24 protein-coding genes are annotated in these 19,078 nt (G+C 42.6%); 13 read left to right on the top strand and 11 right to left on the bottom strand.

Annotated features, from left to right (window positions below):
* Positions 1-44 precede the first annotated feature (44 nt).
* Positions 45-1,214, top strand: coding sequence for a MalY/PatB family protein (locus tag ACXAD1_RS20490; protein WP_370223047.1), 1,170 nt, complete (start codon positions 45-47; stop codon positions 1,212-1,214).
* Positions 1,215-1,656: 442 nt separating this feature from the next.
* Here ACXAD1_RS20490 and ACXAD1_RS20495 read toward each other — a convergent pair whose 3' ends face one another.
* The 5 genes from ACXAD1_RS20495 to ACXAD1_RS20515 form a co-directional block, all read right to left on the bottom strand.
* Positions 1,657-2,607 (bottom strand): nuclease-related domain-containing protein, encoded by a 951-nt coding sequence (locus ACXAD1_RS20495; protein WP_474910857.1) that lies wholly within the window; start codon positions 2,605-2,607, stop codon positions 1,657-1,659.
* Positions 2,608-2,697: 90 nt separating this feature from the next.
* Positions 2,698-3,072 (bottom strand): PH domain-containing protein, encoded by a 375-nt coding sequence (locus ACXAD1_RS20500; RefSeq protein WP_206840387.1) that lies wholly within the window; start codon positions 3,070-3,072, stop codon positions 2,698-2,700.
* Positions 3,073-3,171: 99 nt separating this feature from the next.
* On the bottom strand, positions 3,172-3,735 hold the full coding sequence (locus ACXAD1_RS20505; RefSeq protein ID WP_206840386.1) for a superoxide dismutase family protein: 564 nt from the start codon (positions 3,733-3,735) through the stop codon (positions 3,172-3,174).
* A gap of 80 nt (positions 3,736-3,815) precedes the next feature.
* The gene (locus tag ACXAD1_RS20510) at positions 3,816-4,025 is read right to left on the bottom strand and encodes a hypothetical protein (protein WP_009331645.1); all 210 of its coding nucleotides are present in this window, start codon (positions 4,023-4,025) and stop codon (positions 3,816-3,818) included.
* Between the two features lie 82 nt (positions 4,026-4,107).
* Complete coding sequence (locus ACXAD1_RS20515) at positions 4,108-4,842, bottom strand: peptidylprolyl isomerase (protein WP_474910858.1); 735 nt, start codon at positions 4,840-4,842, stop codon at positions 4,108-4,110.
* 121 nt (positions 4,843-4,963) lie between these two features.
* Here ACXAD1_RS20515 and kapB point away from each other — a divergent pair, with 121 nt between their 5' ends.
* A complete protein-coding gene (gene kapB / locus ACXAD1_RS20520; RefSeq protein ID WP_206840384.1) occupies positions 4,964-5,344 on the top strand; it encodes a kinase-associated lipoprotein KapB in 381 nt (126 codons plus the stop codon).
* Between the two features lie 39 nt (positions 5,345-5,383).
* On the opposite strand, the gene kapD is transcribed toward kapB, so the two are convergent.
* On the bottom strand, positions 5,384-6,004 hold the full coding sequence (kapD, locus tag ACXAD1_RS20525; protein ID WP_370223053.1) for a 3'-5' exonuclease KapD: 621 nt from the start codon (positions 6,002-6,004) through the stop codon (positions 5,384-5,386).
* 196 nt (positions 6,005-6,200) lie between these two features.
* Between kapD and ACXAD1_RS20530 the strand changes: the two genes are divergently transcribed.
* Positions 6,201-8,057 carry a transglycosylase domain-containing protein gene (locus ACXAD1_RS20530; protein ID WP_474910859.1) on the top strand — a complete coding sequence of 619 codons (1,857 nt, stop codon included), beginning with the start codon at positions 6,201-6,203 and terminating at the stop codon, positions 8,055-8,057.
* Positions 8,058-8,106: 49 nt separating this feature from the next.
* Here ACXAD1_RS20530 and ACXAD1_RS20535 read toward each other — a convergent pair whose 3' ends face one another.
* Complete coding sequence (locus tag ACXAD1_RS20535) at positions 8,107-8,664, bottom strand: DUF5366 family protein (protein WP_206840378.1); 558 nt, start codon at positions 8,662-8,664, stop codon at positions 8,107-8,109.
* Between the two features lie 159 nt (positions 8,665-8,823).
* Here ACXAD1_RS20535 and ACXAD1_RS20540 point away from each other — a divergent pair, with 159 nt between their 5' ends.
* Positions 8,824-9,366: a hypothetical protein gene (locus ACXAD1_RS20540; RefSeq protein ID WP_474910860.1), complete on the top strand. Its 543-nt coding sequence runs from the start codon at positions 8,824-8,826 to the stop codon at positions 9,364-9,366.
* 137 nt (positions 9,367-9,503) lie between these two features.
* On the opposite strand, the gene ACXAD1_RS20545 is transcribed toward ACXAD1_RS20540, so the two are convergent.
* Positions 9,504-9,725, bottom strand: coding sequence for a hypothetical protein (locus ACXAD1_RS20545; RefSeq protein ID WP_474910861.1), 222 nt, complete (start codon positions 9,723-9,725; stop codon positions 9,504-9,506).
* A 450-nt stretch (positions 9,726-10,175) separates the two neighbouring features.
* On the opposite strand from ACXAD1_RS20545, the gene ACXAD1_RS20550 reads away from it, so the two are divergent.
* The 7 genes from ACXAD1_RS20550 to mnhG are packed head-to-tail and all read left to right on the top strand — an operon-like array spanning position 10,176 to position 15,929.
* Positions 10,176-12,578, top strand: coding sequence for a Na+/H+ antiporter subunit A (locus tag ACXAD1_RS20550; RefSeq protein ID WP_474910862.1), 2,403 nt, complete (start codon positions 10,176-10,178; stop codon positions 12,576-12,578).
* Complete coding sequence (locus ACXAD1_RS20555) at positions 12,565-12,987, top strand: Na(+)/H(+) antiporter subunit B (RefSeq protein ID WP_206840368.1); 423 nt, start codon at positions 12,565-12,567, stop codon at positions 12,985-12,987. The genes ACXAD1_RS20550 and ACXAD1_RS20555 overlap by 14 nt, the downstream gene beginning before the upstream one ends.
* Positions 12,987-13,328: a Na(+)/H(+) antiporter subunit C gene (locus tag ACXAD1_RS20560; protein WP_206840367.1), complete on the top strand. Its 342-nt coding sequence runs from the start codon at positions 12,987-12,989 to the stop codon at positions 13,326-13,328. Before ACXAD1_RS20555 ends, ACXAD1_RS20560 begins: the two co-directional genes overlap by 1 nt.
* A complete protein-coding gene (locus ACXAD1_RS20565; RefSeq protein ID WP_474910863.1) occupies positions 13,321-14,814 on the top strand; it encodes a Na+/H+ antiporter subunit D in 1,494 nt (497 codons plus the stop codon). Before ACXAD1_RS20560 ends, ACXAD1_RS20565 begins: the two co-directional genes overlap by 8 nt.
* Positions 14,815-14,816: 2 nt before the next feature.
* On the top strand, positions 14,817-15,293 hold the full coding sequence (locus ACXAD1_RS20570; RefSeq protein ID WP_258744518.1) for a Na+/H+ antiporter subunit E: 477 nt from the start codon (positions 14,817-14,819) through the stop codon (positions 15,291-15,293).
* Positions 15,293-15,577 (top strand): Na(+)/H(+) antiporter subunit F1, encoded by a 285-nt coding sequence (locus ACXAD1_RS20575; RefSeq protein ID WP_009331658.1) that lies wholly within the window; start codon positions 15,293-15,295, stop codon positions 15,575-15,577. Before ACXAD1_RS20570 ends, ACXAD1_RS20575 begins: the two co-directional genes overlap by 1 nt.
* On the top strand, positions 15,561-15,929 hold the full coding sequence (mnhG, locus tag ACXAD1_RS20580; protein WP_258744519.1) for a monovalent cation/H(+) antiporter subunit G: 369 nt from the start codon (positions 15,561-15,563) through the stop codon (positions 15,927-15,929). Before ACXAD1_RS20575 ends, mnhG begins: the two co-directional genes overlap by 17 nt.
* Before the next feature lie 43 nt (positions 15,930-15,972).
* Here mnhG and ACXAD1_RS20585 read toward each other — a convergent pair whose 3' ends face one another.
* Positions 15,973-16,356, bottom strand: coding sequence for a hotdog fold thioesterase (locus ACXAD1_RS20585; RefSeq protein ID WP_206840359.1), 384 nt, complete (start codon positions 16,354-16,356; stop codon positions 15,973-15,975).
* 107 nt (positions 16,357-16,463) lie between these two features.
* On the opposite strand from ACXAD1_RS20585, the gene ACXAD1_RS20590 reads away from it, so the two are divergent.
* A complete protein-coding gene (locus ACXAD1_RS20590; RefSeq protein WP_009331661.1) occupies positions 16,464-16,646 on the top strand; it encodes a hypothetical protein in 183 nt (60 codons plus the stop codon).
* 34 nt (positions 16,647-16,680) lie between these two features.
* Here ACXAD1_RS20590 and ACXAD1_RS20595 read toward each other — a convergent pair whose 3' ends face one another.
* Positions 16,681-17,304 carry a DedA family protein gene (locus ACXAD1_RS20595; RefSeq protein ID WP_370224481.1) on the bottom strand — a complete coding sequence of 208 codons (624 nt, stop codon included), beginning with the start codon at positions 17,302-17,304 and terminating at the stop codon, positions 16,681-16,683.
* A 274-nt stretch (positions 17,305-17,578) separates the two neighbouring features.
* On the opposite strand from ACXAD1_RS20595, the gene ACXAD1_RS20600 reads away from it, so the two are divergent.
* A complete protein-coding gene (locus ACXAD1_RS20600) occupies positions 17,579-17,995 on the top strand; it encodes a YuzC family spore coat inner layer protein (RefSeq protein WP_206840356.1) in 417 nt (138 codons plus the stop codon).
* 45 nt (positions 17,996-18,040) lie between these two features.
* On the opposite strand, the gene ACXAD1_RS20605 is transcribed toward ACXAD1_RS20600, so the two are convergent.
* Entirely contained in the window at positions 18,041-18,283 is a 243-nt protein-coding gene (locus tag ACXAD1_RS20605) for a hypothetical protein (RefSeq protein WP_019380049.1), read from the bottom strand.
* Positions 18,284-19,078: the final 795 nt, after the last annotated feature.

Genomic DNA, 19,078 nt, shown 5'->3' on the forward strand with positions numbered 1-19,078 from the left:
ATAGAGTCAGGGTACATAAAAGAATTCTTAAGGCGGTGACAGGATTGAATCGTTTTAATTTCCATCAAAAAATCAGCAGAGAAAATACAGCTTCTGTTAAGTGGGATCGGACCAGGGAGGTTTTTGGCAGATCCGATGTACTGCCTATGTGGGTAGCAGACATGGACTTTCAGCCTCCTGAAGAAGTAAAGCAGGCGATTGAAGACAGAATGGCTCATGGGGTCTACGGATATACGTATGCACCGGATTCTACTGCAGAATCTATCGGACAGTGGCTTAACAAGCGGCATGGCTGGAAAATCGAAAATGAGTGGATTCTATACAGCACGGGAGTGGTTCCCTCCATCGCAACTGCCATCCAGGCTTTTACTGAAAAAGAGGATAAAGTATTGCTGCAGTCTCCGGTATATACTCCATTCTTTGAGATGATTAAACAGAATGGGCGCACTGTCGTTAATTCTCAATTGAAACTCGAGAATGGCCGGTACGAGATTGATTTTGCCGATTTTGAAAACAAATTGAAAGAGGGCGTGAAGCTATTCCTTCTCTGCAATCCGCACAATCCGGGCGGCCGAATGTGGACAGAAGAGGAACTGAGGAAAATAGGGGAGCTATGTGTTAAATATGATTGCCTTATTCTTTCTGACGAGATCCACTCTGATTTAATCTATAAAGGGCATAAGCATTATCCCATTGCTTCACTGGATCCGCGATTTGCAGACCTCACAATCACCTGCATAGCTCCGACAAAAACCTGGAACCTTGCAGGGATTCAAGCTTCAGCTGCCATTATAAGCAATGAGAAGCGGCGGAAGGCTTTTCAGGCAGAACAGCACAAGCAAGGATTCTTCACGCTATCCGCCTTTGGAATTATCGGCATGGAAGCAGCTTACCGCCATGGTGAAGAATGGCTCGATGGTCTAATGGATTATTTGGCTGAGAATAAAAGAACTGCTGCGGAGTTTATTGGGGAACACCTCCCAGGTATTCGCCTGATGGAGCCGGATGGCACCTATCTTCTATGGCTTGATTGCCGCGGATTGGGATTAACTGATGCCGAACTGCGCCAAAGCCTTTTGGAAAAAGGGAAACTCGCCCTGGAACCAGGCCCGAAATACGGTCCCGGCGGTGAAGGCTTCGTCCGGATGAATATTGCCTGCCCGCATGAAGTATTGGCGGAAGGGCTGGAGAGGCTGAAAAGAGCTTTTGCGTAATAGTGTTTGCGGAGGCACGGCTGAGCCGTGCTTTTTTTGTGTGCTGGGATATCGCGGTTTTTATTAATTACCATACTCTCTTGTTTCTCTTTTTTTCTTCGCAAATACTGCTGATTAACTGCCATTTTTCTTTCCCTCTCCTATTTTCGGCGTTAATCCATCCGATTAACTACCATTTTTCTCTCCCCTCTCCTATTTTCGGCATTAACCCATCCGATTAACTACCATTTTCTCTCCTCTCTCCTATTTTCGGCGTTAATCCATCCGATTAACTACCATTTTCTCTCCTCTCTCCTATTTTCGGCGTTAATCCATCCGATTAACTACCATTTTTCTCTCCCCTCTCCTATTTTCGGCATTAATCCATCCGATTAACTACCATTTTCTCTCCTCTCTCCTATTTTCGGCGTTAATCCTTCTTTTCCCAATTCCCTTGCTACTATTAATCTATCTGACCTCCATTCATTTTTTCTTCCATTTGGCATGCTTGGTAATAAGAAGCTTTCCCCCTCCCCTTTTTCTCATAATTTCTCCCCAGTATCCTCTGCACCACTTTCCCAGAACCAATACCACCGCACCAATCCACTATTGCATTTGTAGTAATTTTCCTATCAGGAAACAAAACCCTAAATTCTTTCACACAGCGAAGTACCGCATTGTCCACTTTTTCTTTCAAACCACATTCCCCGCATTTTAAGTAACCTTGAGTAAAGGGGGCTAAAAACGAAGTACGCGAACTGCATATAATCCCTTTCCTCAATTGGCCATAAGTGAATTCTGGAATCCGCACATAGGGATTCTCCTTCAAGCAGCGGGCATTTAACTGCTCTGCCAGCTTCAGGTTTCTCGATTTAACCGCATTAGGGATATTTTTTAATTTCTCCAGGAATCGTTTAAGCTGCGAAGGAAATACTGCAGGAATATTGATAGGAGCTTGATAAAGCTGAAAGCCAGGATTAATGAAGATCAGATGTGATTTGATGGGAAGATGGTAGCCGAATTCTTTAAGGAGGCCCCGTAAAAGGGTTTCGCTTCTTTGCAGCTGGAGGAGGGGGTTTTTTATTTCTGTTCTGGATAGCAGGGAATACCATCTTTCATTTTCTATGTAATAGTCCCCTTCGTAGTTTTTCACTTCAAAGATGAATATGATGCCGCCGGCGATAAGAAGAGTATCGATTTGAAAATGGGTACTGCCGTTTTCCAGCAATAGATAATTTATAATAATGCAAGAATCTGGCAAGTCCTGAAGCTCCCTGTCAAAATGCTGCTCGCCTGCATAGCCCTTCTCTAAATATAGATACTGATTTTCATTTTTCAAAGGCAGTTCCAGGCGGCGGGACAGAAAGCGGAGGATTTCCAGTTCCTTTGGTTCGAAACGGAGTTTGTTTATCATCACTCACATCCTTTAGTAAGATAATTTAATTTTATGAAAACTCCACCAAGACTACAAGCAAAATCCCCTTGGCTTTAATAGCAAGGGGATTTATAGTACATATTCAGCAAGCACGCTCTGCACTTCGTATATGTTCAAGTTTTTATTAAAATGCTTTTCTATTGGTTCGTCTGATCCTGAGATCCAAATTTTTAATTCGGCCTCCAGATCGAAGCTGCCTGCAGTTTCAATGCTGAAGTGGGTGATGTTTTTGTATGGGATGGAATGATACTCGATTTTTTTCCCTGTGATTCCTTGCTTATCCACCAGAATCAGGCGCTTGTTTGTAAAAATGAATAAATCGCGGACGAGCCTGTATGCTTTTTCAACCTGTTCACTCGGGGCAAGGACTGCTGCAAATTCCTCCTGAACCTCATTAATGTCCGCTTCAGATGCATTGCCGATAAAACCATCGAAAATTCCCATTTAACCAACCTCCATTATAAGGTTTAACTCCATTATACGGATCGTACGGAAAAATTCCCAGTGATAAAGGCTCTCCATTCCAGGAAAGCCTTCAATTACTTATTCTTCTGTTGATTGATCGTCCTGCGCTTTTTTCTGCCCTTCTTCTTCTTTATCTTTTGAAATACGGCCGCAGGCAATGCGTTCTCCTGAATCTCCTGCCGGCTGAGTCATGCCATCATCTGGCCCTTCATGGATGACAATGGAGGTCCCTTCCTTTGTGAGCAAAGAATTTTTGTCTTCTTTTAATGTGACCTGGGGCGCCATAAAGTCAATCTTAACCTTGCCGTCATCCTCAACAATCAGGTTGGGAAGATCACCCGCATGTGAGCCTTTCGGGTGAAGAAGCCCATGGTCCTTATTGTCAGGATTGAAATGATTTCCTGCCGATTTAAAGTCAGGGGGTTCGCATTTTGCTTCTTCATGGATATGTATGGCGAGTTCCCCCGGCGGCAGTCCGCTCAGATCCCCACTCAATTTTACTCCGCTCGCCTGTTCCTGCACCTTAATGATTCCTAATGAATCACCTGCAGCATTAAACATTTCAACTTCCGTATTTGTAATATTCTCTTCTCCGCAGCCGGACAGAAGAAGAACAAAACCAAGCATTAACGCTTTTCTCATGATTGAATCCTCCATCAAGACATTTTGTCTTTAGTGTTGCCCAATCATATAATCAATAAACAAAAAAGAAGAACAGCCGATCAGCTGTTCCCTCCTTGTCTATTTTGCCTATCGATGCGCTCTTCAAGCTCTTTCGCTTTGGCTGCTTCGCGCTTTGATACACGGATAATTAATCTCATCGTAAGAATGGCCGCAACTAAAAAGATGGCAAACGTTACAGCTGCTGGGCCATATTCTGACTTATCTTCCGGAAAATATAGAAACAGCGACAGTACATACCATTGCAACAACCTAATCAATCCTTTCTGCTAAAAGCAGTGTCCACCCGAATTATTATATCAGCAATGAATACACAGTCCAATGTTTAAAACCTTATTTTAAAACCTCGATCTTTTCAATGACCACATCTTCCGCAGGCTTGTCCTGTTCGGCAGTTTTAACTGCTGCGATGCTGTCGACTACATCCATTCCCTCAACAACCTGTCCAAAAACGGTGTGCTTATTGTCAAGCCAAGGTGTACCGCCTTTTTCATAAGCTTTGATAATTTCTTCCGGATAACCGGCCTTTTCCATTTGCTCTTTCAAGCTTGGATCAAGCGTTGTGTTCTGAACAATAAAGAATTGGCTTCCGTTAGTATTGGGACCAGAGTTCGCCATGGATAAAGCTCCGCGGATATTATATAGCTCATTAGAGAATTCATCCTCAAATGCTTCACCGTAAATGCTTTCTCCGCCCATGCCGGTTCCCTCGGGGTCACCGCCCTGAATCATAAAGTCCTGAATGACCCGGTGAAAAATCAAGCCGTCGTAATAGCCATCTTCACTATGCTTAATGAAATTTTCAACGGCTTTGGGAGCCTGATCCGGGAAAAGTTTAATTTTAATATTCCCTTTCGATGTCTGCATTTCCACTAGTCTTTCATTTCCCTCGGCTTCTCCTGTTAATTGCGGAAAGCTGTCCGGTGCTTCTTCACTTGCCTGGTTATTTGTCTGGCTTTCTTCAGCATCAGAGCCATTTGCCTTGTCCGCTTCTTTTTCAGTGCTTGTCCCGCAAGCTGACAGGATTAGCATCAGAAAAAGAATCGGAGTTAAAAAATGCCATTTCATTTTCTCATCCTCCTATGAAAAAACTAATCATTTTTTAGCTTACCTGATTTATTGAAAATTTGCACTTTGTTTTTTCAAGCTTCATAATAGGGCTAAAGAAAAACGAAAGGGAGAGGTTAGGTTGACAGAAGTAAAGATTGGCGACAAAGTAACAGCCATCTATAAAACAGGCAAATATATCGGGGAAGTTACAGATGTCCGGCCACAGCATTACCTGGTGAGAGTGCTGGCGGTCTTAAAGCACCCAATGCAGGGCGATTTGCATAATCCTAAGGAGGCGGACGTAATGCTTTTCCATGAGCGCCGCGCGCTTGCATACAGAGAGCAAACGAATGTGCCTAAGCAAATGGTAAAGCCATTTGAAGAAGAAATGCCGGATTATAAGGATTCGCTGCAAATAGCTTTGGATAAATTGAGAACGGAGCTGGAAGGAGATTCTTCTCCCTGGGCAGAACAAAGCATAAGGAATCTTGACTCATTGGAAAAGGATTATTTTAAGTAAAATGAAAACAAGCCAAATCGTTTTGATGGATTTGGCTTGTCAGGCAAATTTATTAAACAGCTTCGAGAAGTCCACCCGATCTCCAATTGTAGTAGGTTCCGGCTTCTGCAGATATTTCTTATCTTTTTCTACCAATCTGAAAATATTGTAAGTTGTTAAGGCATCATCTAAAGCCCGGTGATGTTTTCCTGTTCCTTCCTTGCCGTATTCCTGAACGGCTTTCCATAATCCTGTCTGGTTTTGGTCCCCAAAAAACCGTTTATATTCCATCGAAAGATCCACTTCCCTGCCTCTGAACGGAAAATCAACTCCAGCCTGGCTGCAATTATTCCTAAGCACCTTCATATCCATATTTCCCCACGTAACGATCGTGCATGGACGGTTCCTGTTCATATCTATCATTTTTTTCACCAGCTCAAGAAAATCGATGCCCTGGTCTACCTGTTCCTGTGTTATATGCAGAAAGGATTTGCAGCGCTCGGACAATTTCGGAAACCGGACAGGAGTTACATATGAAGAGAACTCTTCACAAACTTGATTGCTGATGACTGATACAATTCCCGCTTCGATAATTTCCGGAAAAAACCCTCTGAATGCACTGCCTTTCTCGGGCATGGTAAATTCAAAATCAATAAATAGGTATTGGTGTTCCTCCCCCATGTTTTCACCTGCTTTCCATTGAAAATTTACGCACATAATTTCTTATATTATAGCATGAAATATCTCAATTTTCTGAGTAAATTGCATTTAAGCTGGAATTTTTCAGCAGTGTCTGCCTTCTTTTAAAAAAGCTTAACTCCTCAGAAAAAAAGCCGAAAAATAGGATAGAAGTTTAACATAACGGAGGCGGATTCCTTTGCGTACCTGGTCTGGATTTATGATTATCATTCTTTTGCTTCCTATTTTTTCTTTACTTGTATTTGCTGTCTCTGCTGAATCGCAAAAAGTCCAGGGATTTCATGAGCTGCTGGATGAAAGGCTTGAATTAAAAGAAGTCAGCCTGCCCCAGACAAGTTATATTAAAGCAGGCAGTGGCAAGGTAATCTCTGAAATATATCATCCGGTAAACAGAATCAGCCTATCGTCAGGTGACATTTCCCCTTTTCTTAAGGATGTATTTATCACAGCTGAAGACCAGCATTTTTTTTATCATGCCGGATTCGATGCTGCTGCCATTGGACGTGCCCTGGCCGTCAACATCCAATCGGATGATATTGAACAGGGGGCCAGCACCATTACCCAGCAGCTGGCGCGCAATATTTTTCTGAATCATGAACAAACCTATAACCGCAAACTCAGTGAACTCCTATATGCATATGAACTGGAGCGGAAATTATCCAAAGAAAAAATTCTGGAATTGTATATTAATGCAATTTATTTCCATAATGGAGCTTACGGAATTGAGGCTGCATCCCAGCTCTATTTTAATAAAAGCGCCAAAGACCTGACCAAAGCTCAAGAAGCTTTTTTGGCTGCCATCCCAAACAATCCATCCTTATATGATCCAATGAAACACTTTGGCCATACAAAAGAAAGACAGGAGCGGCTGATTGATCAATTAACTGAAGAACAGCTGATTTCCTCTAAGGAAGCTGAGACGATAAAAAGTGAACGGATTCAGCTTCAGGTCAAACAAAGAATAGATTTATATCCGGATTATAATTCATATGTGGAAGCGGAGCTGCGGGAATTGATATCAGTTCAAGAAGGCTATCAGGATAAGCTTCTTAAAGCAGGTGAACAGGAAACAGCATCATTGAGCGCCCAGCTTGAAAAGAGAATATCCCAAATAATGCAACAAGGCATAATCATTGAAACTGCCCTGAATCCTGCCCTTCAGGAAAAGGCTGCAAATTCCCTTAATAAGCGTCTCCCCTACAAGGATGTGGAAGGTGCAGCAGCCGTAATCGATAATGGAACATATGAGATTACAGCGCTTGCAGGCGGAAAGAATTATAAGAAATACGACTTTAATAGAGCTTTTCAGGCATACAGGCAGCCCGGTTCCGCTATTAAGCCGTTGCTTGTTTATGCACCATACATTGAGCACACCAGCGCAGCTATTCATGATCGAGTGAATGCTGGACCTTTCTGCAAAAATGGGTATTGCCCCCAGAATTATGGCGGTGCCAAATATGGAGTGACAACACTCGAAAAAGCCTTTATCTATTCGTATAATACACCTGCAGTAAAACTGCTGGACGAAATAGGAATTGAAAATGGTTTTCGTGATTTAGATAAATTTGGTTTTAAACAGGTTTCAGAGAAAGATCATGCCCTGTCTGCAGCTATAGGCGGTTTCACATACGGAATGACACCGCTTGAGCTCACATCAGCATTTACTGTGTTTGCAAATGATGGTTTTTACCGGCCGGCAAGATCCATCCGTAAAGTCACTGATCTGAAAGGAAATTTGCTTTATAGCTGGGCGGATTTACAAACGCAGATTTGGAGCGAAAAAACGATAGAAAAAGTGAGGGATTTAATGGCCAGGACCGTTCAATCCGGCACAGCCCGGAAAGCACGCCTGCCAGATGGCTATGCCGGCGGCAAAACAGGAACCACTAATGGCTATTATGATTTCTGGTTCGTAGGCTTAACTGGCAAGTACACAGCAGGTGTCTGGGTCGGAAAAGATCGGCCCGGCAGTCTGGCTGCTATCGAATCGGATTCTCCCCAGCTGCTGATTTGGAAGGATATAATGTCTGATTAAAATGATTGGTTTACCCTAAAAGGAGGCCCTTTACAGCGGCCTCCTTTTACTATATCGGCAAACTGGCCAGGATGCTGTTGTATATTTTCAAAGAAAGATAGAGTATACCTGTTAAAAGAGAAGACCAGACCATAACCTGAAAAAAAATCACACCAGCGATGCCGGCTGCAGTCAATGAAGAACTGGCTTTATAAACAAAATAACTGAAATAAATAAAGGTAGCGGCCGCAAAGAGGATGCCAATTCCGGCATAACTGAACAAACTCAGAAGTGACAAGGCACCTCCAATAAAATAGATGGCTGAACCTTTCCTTGCCTTTGTCAGACTTTCCCCTTCCAGATCTTTTGAAAAAAATAGAAGTGAAAGTCCGTTTATCGTATCTGCAACCAATTTCAGGGCGGCAAACACCATAAAAAAAATGGCCAGGAGGAGAACCGTCAGTGACAAATTTACGCCACCTTCTGAAAAGAACTCCAGCATCCCCTGGTAAATTCCTGATTTTTTCAGAAAATAAACTAGTTCCATCTGGGTTTTTAATGCCAGAGATGTACTAAACAAAATTATCGCCAAGAGCGGAAAATAACTCGTCAGATATGTATTTTTCATTTTTCCCCATCCATATGCGGCTTTCTTTACTCTAGCTATCTATTATCTGTTATTTTCATAATTTTTACAACAGCATATCCCATCTGTATATTTCAGTGTTTCCCGGCATAGACATAAACCATATTCTAGTAAATCTTAATAGAGAGAAGGGGGCAGGAAATGAAAAAAGGAATATGCTGTTTTTTGTTTGCCGTCTTGCTGTCAGTTCAGTACATTATGCCTGCGAAAGCTGCTGCTGCTGAAAAAGAGTTCGAGGACATAATTGAAGAACATCTTCGCAGCACAGTCCATTATTACAGCGAAGATTCCTTTTCGGTCATTGATGCATACGGCATGCAGGGGCAAGTAACAAAGGTTGCTGCACCTGATGACCCGAAAACATCAGAAAACGAGGAGGAAATTGAAGAGTATTCATCTCACATCGGAATTGTTTTTTTGGAATTAGAACAAAAAAGAGATGACTTATTTATTTTTAAGAAGAAAGATTTCTTTTACTATGATTTTGATAAAAATAAATTCCTTACAGCATCCAATGTGCTCGGCAATGAATCAATAAGGGATTTTTTTGAATTGTATGCGGATAATATTGAGAAAAATATTACGCCCTTCTCCAAACTTATGTTATTATTCTTAATTTCCTTCATCGTTACGGTCCCGCTTTTCATCATGATTTTTCATAACCGCGGCCGAAGCAAATTTTAATACAGCAGTAAGAGAGGATGAGCCATATCTCATCCTCTTCTTGTTGTCTGGCTTCGCAAGGAACGTTTCTCCAAGCTTTTTGGAGGAGCGTTTCCCCCTTCCAGGTGTCGGAACTGGCAAGGCGATTTCCGCCTTTCTTATAAAGCTGTCTGTATCCTCACATATTCTCTCGGTTCAAATACCTTCATCTTTTGTTTATTTTCAGCTTCCATTTTGTAATTTGCCGGTAATAATTCGACCACTTCTTCTTCGTCTGAGGGAGTATAGAATTCCCTTTTGGTTTGGTGGTCCAATATCCAGGCGCCTGCAAACAACAGGGCAAAGATTGTAATGGCTGCTGAAATTTTATGCTTAATCATGCACAACACCACCTAAGAGTAGTGTGCGTAGATTAATGATTTTTTATACAAAAAGGCTGCTTTTAGTGAAATTTTTTCAAAAAAATTTTTCCTGATTAGTTCGTGTTTCTACCTATTTAATAAGAATGGATAAATCCTTTACTGATAAGGGTTTGAAGAATGCACAGACTTTATTTTTAGGTTATAATTTGTTCAGAGGTGCATGAGCGGATAGTAATGATGAATATGGCACGCCTGTCACGCCTGCCCTGGCTGGATAATATGGGGGAAGGTGGAAAAACTTTTATTAAGCGCTTTACATATAGCAGAAAAAGTTTTATACATGCTGCGGAAGAAAAATACAGTTTTCCAAATATGCTGAACTGTTAGATGCCATATAGCCGCTTCATCAAGCTGCATAATAGGATCCTTTGTTGAGTAACACACAATTAATTTAAAGGGGGTAATGTTTTGTCTTTGCTTCACCTGGCAATAATTTCACCATTTTTGCTTGCCATCCTTGTGCCTATTGTGTACAAGCTGTTTAGGCAGATACATACGGGTTGGTTCGTACTTCCTCTGCCAATCCTTTTATTCAGTTATTTTATCTCTTATTTATCCATCACCTCCAATCAGCAATCCGTCACAAAATCTTTTTCATGGATTCCCACTCTTGGAATCGATTTCACGGCTAAAGTAGACGGTCTTGGTTTGCTTTTTGCTTTGCTGATTACCGGAATAGGGGCATTGGTTGTTCTGTATTCCATCTATTATTTGGATAAAAACAAAGAAAAACTGAACACCTTCTATGTTTACTTGCTTCTATTTATGGGGGCTATGCTTGGAGTTGTCCTCTCGGATAACTTGATTGTGCTTTATACTTTCTGGGAATTTACGAGCTTTTCTTCATTCCTGCTAATCGGGTACTGGTACCACAGAGAGAAATCAAGATATGGTGCACAGAAGTCGATGATCATCACGGTTTTCGGCGGTCTTTCTATGCTTGGAGGCATCATACTTCTTTATATAATGACTGGTACTTTCAGTATTTCCGAAATTATTGCTCAATCAGATGAGATATTTTCACACGCATTATTCGTTCCTGCTTTGCTTTGCATTTTGCTTGGAGCTTTTACCAAGTCTGCACAATTTCCATTTCACATCTGGCTGCCGGATGCCATGGAAGCTCCAACACCGGTCAGTGCATATCTTCATTCGGCAACAATGGTTAAAGCAGGCATTTATTTAGTAGCACGTATGAGTCCGGTATTTGCGGAGCACTCGCTCTGGCTCTGGCTCATTGCAGGATTTGGCATTACAACATTATTTTGGGGTTCCTTCTCAGCTGTCAAACAGACTGACCTTAAAGCCATCCTGGCTTTCTCAACGGTCAGCCAGCTGGGGATGATCATGTCCCTTCTCGGCATTGGCGCTGCAGCACTTCACTTCGAAGCAGTAGAAGACAGTATTTATACGGTTGCCACTACAGCTGCTGTCTTTCATTTGATCAACCATGCCACCTTTAAAGGAAGCCTATTCATGGTAGCTGGAATCGTTGACCATGAAACCGGAACCCGTGATATCCGCAAGCTTGGCGGTTTGATGAACTTTATGCCGATTACCTTTACTTTGGCGATCATCGGCACATTTTCTATGGCCGGGCTTCCGCCTTTTAATGGGTTCTTAAGTAAGGAAATGTTCTTCACAGGAATGGTCCGTGTTCTGGAAATGGATATTTTTAATTTGGATACATGGGGATTCTTATTCCCTGTTCTTGCCTGGGTAGCAAGTGTATTCACGTTCATTTACAGCATGATTCTTGTGTTTAAAACGTTCACAGGCAAGTTCCAGCCTGAACAATTAGAAAAGAAACCGCACGAAGCTCCAATCGGGATGCTAATATCACCCATTATCCTGGCTTCACTCGTGATCATTATCGGTTTCTTCCCTAATATTATTTCAAATACACTCATCTCTCCTGCACAGGCCGCTATCATGCCTATTGAAGGGTATGTGTATGATACTCATATATACTTCTGGCATGGATTTACACCTGAGCTGTTCATGACTTTGGGTGTTATTACATTAGGAATTCTGCTTTTTGTCACTCTGCCGAAATGGAGAAGTGTGTATAATTGGTTCCCTGAAAAATTGGCGTTAAATCGTTTTTACGATTCTATGCTGGAAGTATCACAAAGAGCTTCCTTAAACTTAACAAGATTATATATGAACGGATTCATCAGAACCTATCTTGTGTATATTTTTTCATTTTTCATTGTTGCTTTGGCTGCCACACTGGTTCTGAAAGATGCTTTTAAATTCGACACGAGCGATGTGGCCACCATTCATTATGCGGAGGTTCTTCTGGCATTAGTCATCGCTGCTGCATCTGTTTCCATTCTTTTTGTAAAATCCAGAATGACATCCATCATTCTTCTGGGGGCAGTCGGATATACCGTTTCATTATTTTTTGTTATTTTCCGGGCGCCTGACCTTGCATTAACACAGCTTGTAATCGAGACTATATCTGTTTCTTTATTCCTGCTTGCTTTCTACCATCTGCCAAAGCTTCGGCATGAGGAGCGGATGAGATTTAAAATGACGAATGCCCTTATTTCTGTCGGGGTAGGTGCAATTGTCACAATGATTGCCCTATCTGCCCACAGCAATAAGATGTTTCCTTCAATTGCACAATATTACGTCGAGAATACGTATAAGGAAGCAGCCGGGAAAAACATGGTAAACGTTATTCTTGTTGATTTCCGGGGCTTTGATACCATGTTTGAGATTACGGTTCTTGGAATTGCAGCTCTTGGAATTTTCGCTATGATTAAACTTCGCCTGGAAGGAGGAAAGAAAAATGAAAACAAATGATATTATTTTGCAGACCGCTACGAAAGTAGTTTTGTTTCTCATTGTTCTTTTCTCTGTCCATATCTTTTTTGCCGGCCACTATACACCGGGCGGCGGATTCGTTGGCGGTTTGCTGACATCGGGGGCAATCGTGCTGCTGCTGCTGGCTTTTGACATGAAAACTGTCTCAAAGATTCTTCCTGTCAATTATATTCACATGATTGCAGTTGGACTGCTCTTTGCAATTGGTACAGGGGCGGGAGCATTGCTATTTAATGTCCCTTTCCTTACCCATGCTTTTGGACATGTTGACTTGCCAGTACTTGGGGACACTTCCCTTCACACAGCTACACTGTTTGACCTGGGTGTTTTTCTGGTTGTTGTTGGCGTTACGATGACCATTATTCAAACGATAGGGGAGGATGAATAATGGAAATATTAATGGCTTTTGTAATTGGAATTTTATTCATGTCAGCTACTTATCTTATGCTGTCAAAAAGCTTGCTTCGCATTATTGTCGGAACCGGGCTTTTAAGTCATGGGGCACATATGCTGATATTAACGATGGGCGGTTTAAAAACAGGAGCTGCCCCGCTGCTGGGTGAAAACGCACCCTCATATACCGATCCGATTCCCCAGGCTCTTATCCTGACGGCAATTGTAATCAGCTTCGGGGTCACTGCGTTTTTCCTTGTACTGGCATACCGTGCCTACCAGGAGCTTGGCACTGATAATATGGATCGAATGAGAGGAACTGAAGGAAATGATTAACTTTTTAATATTGCCCATCCTGATCCCTTTAGTTACGGGTGTCCTTCTCATCTTCGCCGCTAAAAGAATTATGCTGCAAAGGTGGATTACAGGCATTTCATCAGTGATTGCGATCATTTTTTCCGCCTTGCTGGTTCAGAAGGTTCGAGTTGACGGGATACAAACGCTGGATGTTTCAAGCTGGGAGGCTCCGTTTGGGATCACGCTTGTTTCTGACATGATGTCAGCTCTGCTGGTGCTGACAACCAGTATAATAGCATTTCTATGCTTGATTTATTCATTTTGGAGCATTGGGGAAGCCAGAGAGAAGTTTTACTATTATGCTGCATTCAACTTTTTAATTGTTGGCGTAAACGGTGCCTTTACAACAGGAGATATCTTCAACCTTTTCGTATTTTTCGAAGTTATGCTGATGGCTTCCTATGTTTTGCTTGTACTGGGAGGAAAGAAGGCACAGCTTAGGGAGTCCATTAAATATATCCTGGTAAATGTTATATCTTCCGCTCTATTTGTTATAGCTGTGGCCTATCTTTATTCCGTTGTTGGAACACTCAATATGGCGCATATATCCGTCCGCATCAGCGAAGCCAGCCAAGGGAATCCCCCAGGAATCATTACAGTGATTGCTGTGCTGTTTTTAATCGTATTTGGATTGAAAGGAGCCATTTTTCCTTTATATTTCTGGATGCCGGGCTCTTACTATGCACCGCCTGCTCCTGTTTTGGCTTTATTCGGAGCGCTGCTGACAAAAGTCGGAGTTTACTCTATTACCAGAACCTATACGTTGTTCTTTTATCATGATACTGGCTTTACCCATCAGCTCTTGAGCTTTTTGGCGATTATGTCGATCATCGCCGGAGTCATTGGAGCAATTGCCTACTGGGATATTAAGAAAATTATCATCTACAATATCATCATTGCTGTAGGGGCAATTTTGTTTGGAGTATCAGCGATGACGACTGATTCCCTTACCGGGTCCATCTTCTATTTGATTCATGATATGATTATTAAGGCGGCTCTATTTTTACTTGCCGGCATCGTTATAGCGATAGCCGGTACAAGCAACCTGCATAAGATAAGCGGGTTGATCAAGCGCTATCCTGGTCTGGGCTGGACCTTTTTCATCGCAGCGCTTGCTCTTGCGGGAATCCCGCCGTTAAGCGGATTTGTTGGAAAGCTTCTAATTGTTAAAGGCGGATTCGAAGCTGAACATTACTGGGGAGCAGGGATTGTCTTAATGTCCAGTCTTCTTGTGCTGTTTTCAATCATGAAAGTCTTCATTAATGGCTTTTGGGGTACACCTCGCGCCTATAAAGGGGAAGACAAAGTACCTGTCGGCAAAATGATGATTGCCCCGGTTATCCTTGTTGTCATTGCCGTTTTCTACGGAGCCGGCTCGGAGTATGTATATCCGTATATCTCACAGGCTGCTGAAACTCTTGCAAATCCGGAAATATATATTGAAGCAGTTTTAAAGGAGTATTGAGTATGGCATTTCAAATATTATTAAATGTGTTCCTTGGGTTTATGTGGATGTTTTTAACAGGATCATACGAACCGGTTGCGTTCCTTAAAGGATACCTTTTTGGCCTGCTCATCATCTTTACTTTCAGAAGATTTTTCGAATCACGATTTTATCTATTAAGAGTTGTGGCGGTAATCAATCTTTTGTTCCTTTTCATCAAAGAGCTTATCTTAGCGAACATCGGTGTGCTCAAAGTATTGTTAAGACCCAAGCTTGATATGCGTCCAGGCATTTTTGCCTACCCCACTGTTCTGAAAAAGGACTGGGAAATTACAGTGCTATCGAATTTGATCACACTGACTCCGGGGACATTGGTTGTAGACGTTTCCCCCGATAATAAGATTCTTTACATTCATGCAATTGATATTGAAGATGCAGAGGAAACCATTGATTCAATCAGGAACTCGTTTGAAAAAGCAATCTTGGAGGTGAGCCGTTAATGCTGAATACTATTGTTCTAAGTGCCATCCTTATCATTTCGGCTGCCACCATCGGTTTGATTTACAGAGTGATTAAAGGGCCGACCACACCAGACCGTGTGGTTGCACTTGATGCTATTGGCATAAATCTTGTTGCAATTGTTGCATTGATTTCTATCGCCCTTAATACAAGTGCGTTTGTGGAGGTTATCCTTCTGATAGGGATTCTTGCATTTATTGGGACCGTAGCCTTCTCTAAATATCTGGAGAAGGGGGTTATTATCGAAAATGAACGAGATCGCTAATATCATCATTATTGTGCTGATTATTTTGGGAGCCTTTTTAAGCCTTGTCGCAGCGTATGGTGTTATCAGGCTTCCTGATATCTATACCAGGAACCATGCGGCATCAAAGTCCGCTACACTGGGGGTTATGTCCATACTCCTCGGAGCCCTGCTGTTCTTTTATGTTAAAGATGGCTTTTTCAATTCCAGAGTGCTGCTCGGAATTATATTCATCTTCCTGACTTCGCCTGTAGCCGGGCATTTAATTGCCCGGGCCGCATATAACTCTGGTGTAGAGCTATGGGATAAAAGTGTACAGGATGACTTAAAAGATGCACCACATATGAAAAAGGCAGGCAGCAAGGAACAATAATAAATGGGAAAACCGCAAGAAATCCTCTTGCGGTTTTTTTATTTTATTTCCTTTTTATTACGGCCATTGTGCATCTGGATGTGCAAATCAGCTTGTTATTTTCATCCGATATTTTTATATCCCATACCATTGTGGTTCTTCCCTGATGCAGCACTGTTGCGACAGCCGTCACAATTCCATCCTTTTTAGCACGTATATGGTTGGCATTGATCTCAAGCCCTGCAACAGATTCCGTTTCTTTGTCACAAAGCTCAAATGCTCCTATGCTTGCAACAGTTTCCGCAAGCGCGACAGATGCCCCTCCATGCAGCAGGCCAAACGGCTGGCGGGTGCGTTCATCAACAGGCATAGTAGCAACTACACGGCCTTTTTCAAGTGACACGATTTCCATTCCGAGTGTTTCGATTAAAGTATCTTTCAACTCCATTCCCCTAACCCCTTTCCATATGTAAAATGTTGTCATACTATACTTCATTATATAAGATCAAACTATTTATGTCCTGCAGGACAATCATAAAAAAAGAGGTGACCGTCATGAATCGCGTTCGCGAAGGATTAATTCCAACTGTTCTCGGCACCGCTGTTACTGCTGCTGGATATGCAATGAAACAAAACCGCAGAACCAATAACATGTTATCAGATACCATCGTTGGTTTCGGGCTCGCTCATATTGTACTTGGAGCCATCGACCTGGTAGAGCACCGCAATCAGTATTAAGTAAAAAAGGCAGCCTGGGAGCTGCCTTTTTATTTTAAAGTCCCAGCCCCTGATCATGCAGCTTTTCCTGATCCTTCCCCCGCTTTCTTCTGGTAAAGCGAAAAATAAGGAGGAGCAATGCAAAGCCTGCAAGGCCAAGCAGTAATTCTTTTTCATGTTTGATGATGGCATCAATATGATCTCCAAATACATAGCCAATCGTGAAAGTCACAGACAGCCATATTAGTGCGCCGCTGTACGCAAACAAAGCGAATTTTTTAAATGGCAATTTACTGAAGCCGTATAAGAAAGGGAGGAAATTTCTGATACCCGGAACAAAATAACTGAAAGAGAGGGAAAAGGCATGATACTTTTCCATTAGTTTTAAAGAAGCATTAATGGTTTTAGACATCCTTTTACTTTTATGGAAGTATTTAAGCAAGGGCCGGCCAATCAAACGTCCGATTGTATAACAGGTTGACAATGCAGCCAGGATGCCAAGATAAATGACAATGAAAGCAAGCACAGGGTGAAGTGTTTTTAAAGAGGCAGAAAGCCCAACAGTCATCACGATTAATTCATTCGGCACAGGAAAAATAAAGACCCCTACCCAAAGCCATAGAAACAGCCCCAAATATCCGTTATTCTCAATAATTTCCAAAACCAGTTCCAGTTCCATCCGGGGCCTCCCATCTATGTAAGCAGTGCTCACTTATTTATATTCATTACACTAATATATTCTTCATGCAGTTCTTATACCCCTTTTCTAATTATATCAAGCCTTATTAAAATTGCCTTTCTAATGCACCTTCTGCAACCCCTTTTTATCTATGCAGGGTGCAAGCCGCATTTATTCGCGAAAGCATTTTCATTTTGTTTTCTCATAGGAATAGCCTTCGTTTCATATATTGGGAATGCGTGCATTGATTATTAATCGAAAGGGGCAGAACCGGATGTACCCCTATTATTATTTTCGCTACCCAAAACCTGGATACAACCCTCAGCTTCAAACCTGCTGGAATTATCCGCAAGCCTGCCAGTCTTATTATCATCCTGTCCATCTCTACAGAACCTTTCCAGCTGTCGATCCTCAAATGTTCATGAGCTCCGCTAAAAAAATGGAAGTCCTCATGAAAGACGCCAGCACATTGCTTGTAAATATGGCAGAGTCAAAAAAGTTTTCTTATGAACTGATGTCAGCGGCTCAGCAGTCAAAAAAAGATGCAGTCGATAAAATGATAAAATCAACAGGAATATCCCGAATTCCTAAGGTGTCCTATACACCTGACGGGCTAAGCCTCCACTTTGAATCGGATAAAGAGGATCCCCAGAAATGCTGTGATCTGACACTAAAGCTGAGATGGTTGTAAGTAAACATTAATAAAAAAGCTCTCAATCAAGAGAGCTTTACATGTTTAGCGATAATAAGGGTTTCCATATGGTCCATAGCCAGGGTATCCGCCTCCGCCATAGGGAGCATATGGTGCAGCTGGCGGGCCATAGAATGGCGGCGGAGGTCCATAAAAAGGACGTGGAGCAAATAATGCTGCTCCCAGCCCTCCTCCCAGGAAACCGCCGAGCAGGCCGCCGACAAAAGGAGCTCCTAAAAAGAAGAACCTTTCGCCCCCGTTTCTATATGGGCCTCTATAATAATACATGCAGGGTAACCTCCTTAATTTTTAATGCCTTCTCTATTTAATATGCAGATGTCCTCATTTTGAGTGGGCTACTAGAAAAGCGGAAGGCGCCCTTTTCAACAAGGAACGCAGACTAAAAACGCCACGTCCTGTGGCAACGTCTGCATGACCCGCATCCTGCGGGCCTCAAGCATAAGACGAGCCGGCTGAAAGGTTGTTCTTTAACCTTTTGGACGGATTGAAGAAATGTTGAGGAGACTGCCCAGGGACGACTAGCATAAGACGGTCCCTGAAAGAAGGGGTTTTTTCCTTCTGGAAGGAACGGCTTATGACCTCGAGTCCCTAGGAGCCGAAACTAGACAAGCTTATGACCTCGAGACGATGGCGCCTGGAGCTAGACAACATTAGAAAAGCGGAAGCGCCTTGCTCACCCCCGACAAGCACAAGATGAGCCTCTCGGAAAGGCGATTTTTGCCTTTTTGGGAGGATTGGCTTGTGACCTCGAGGGGGTAGGCGCTGGAGCTAGACAGCATTAGAAAAGCGGGCACCCGCTTTAAAAGGAACGCAGACTAAAACCGCCACGTCCTGTGGCAACGTCTGCATGACCCGCATCCTGCGGGCCTCAAGCATAAGACGAGCCGGCTGAAAGGTTGTTCTTTAACCTTTTGGACGGATTGAAGAAATGTTGAGGCGACTGCCCAGGGACGACTAGCATAAGACGGTCCCTGAAAGAAGGGGTTTTTTCCTTCTGGAAGGGAACGGCTTATGACCTCGAGTCCCTAGGAGCCGAAACTAGACAAGCTTATGACCTCGAGA

The organism is Cytobacillus sp. ABV4_503 (assembly GCF_056158445.1).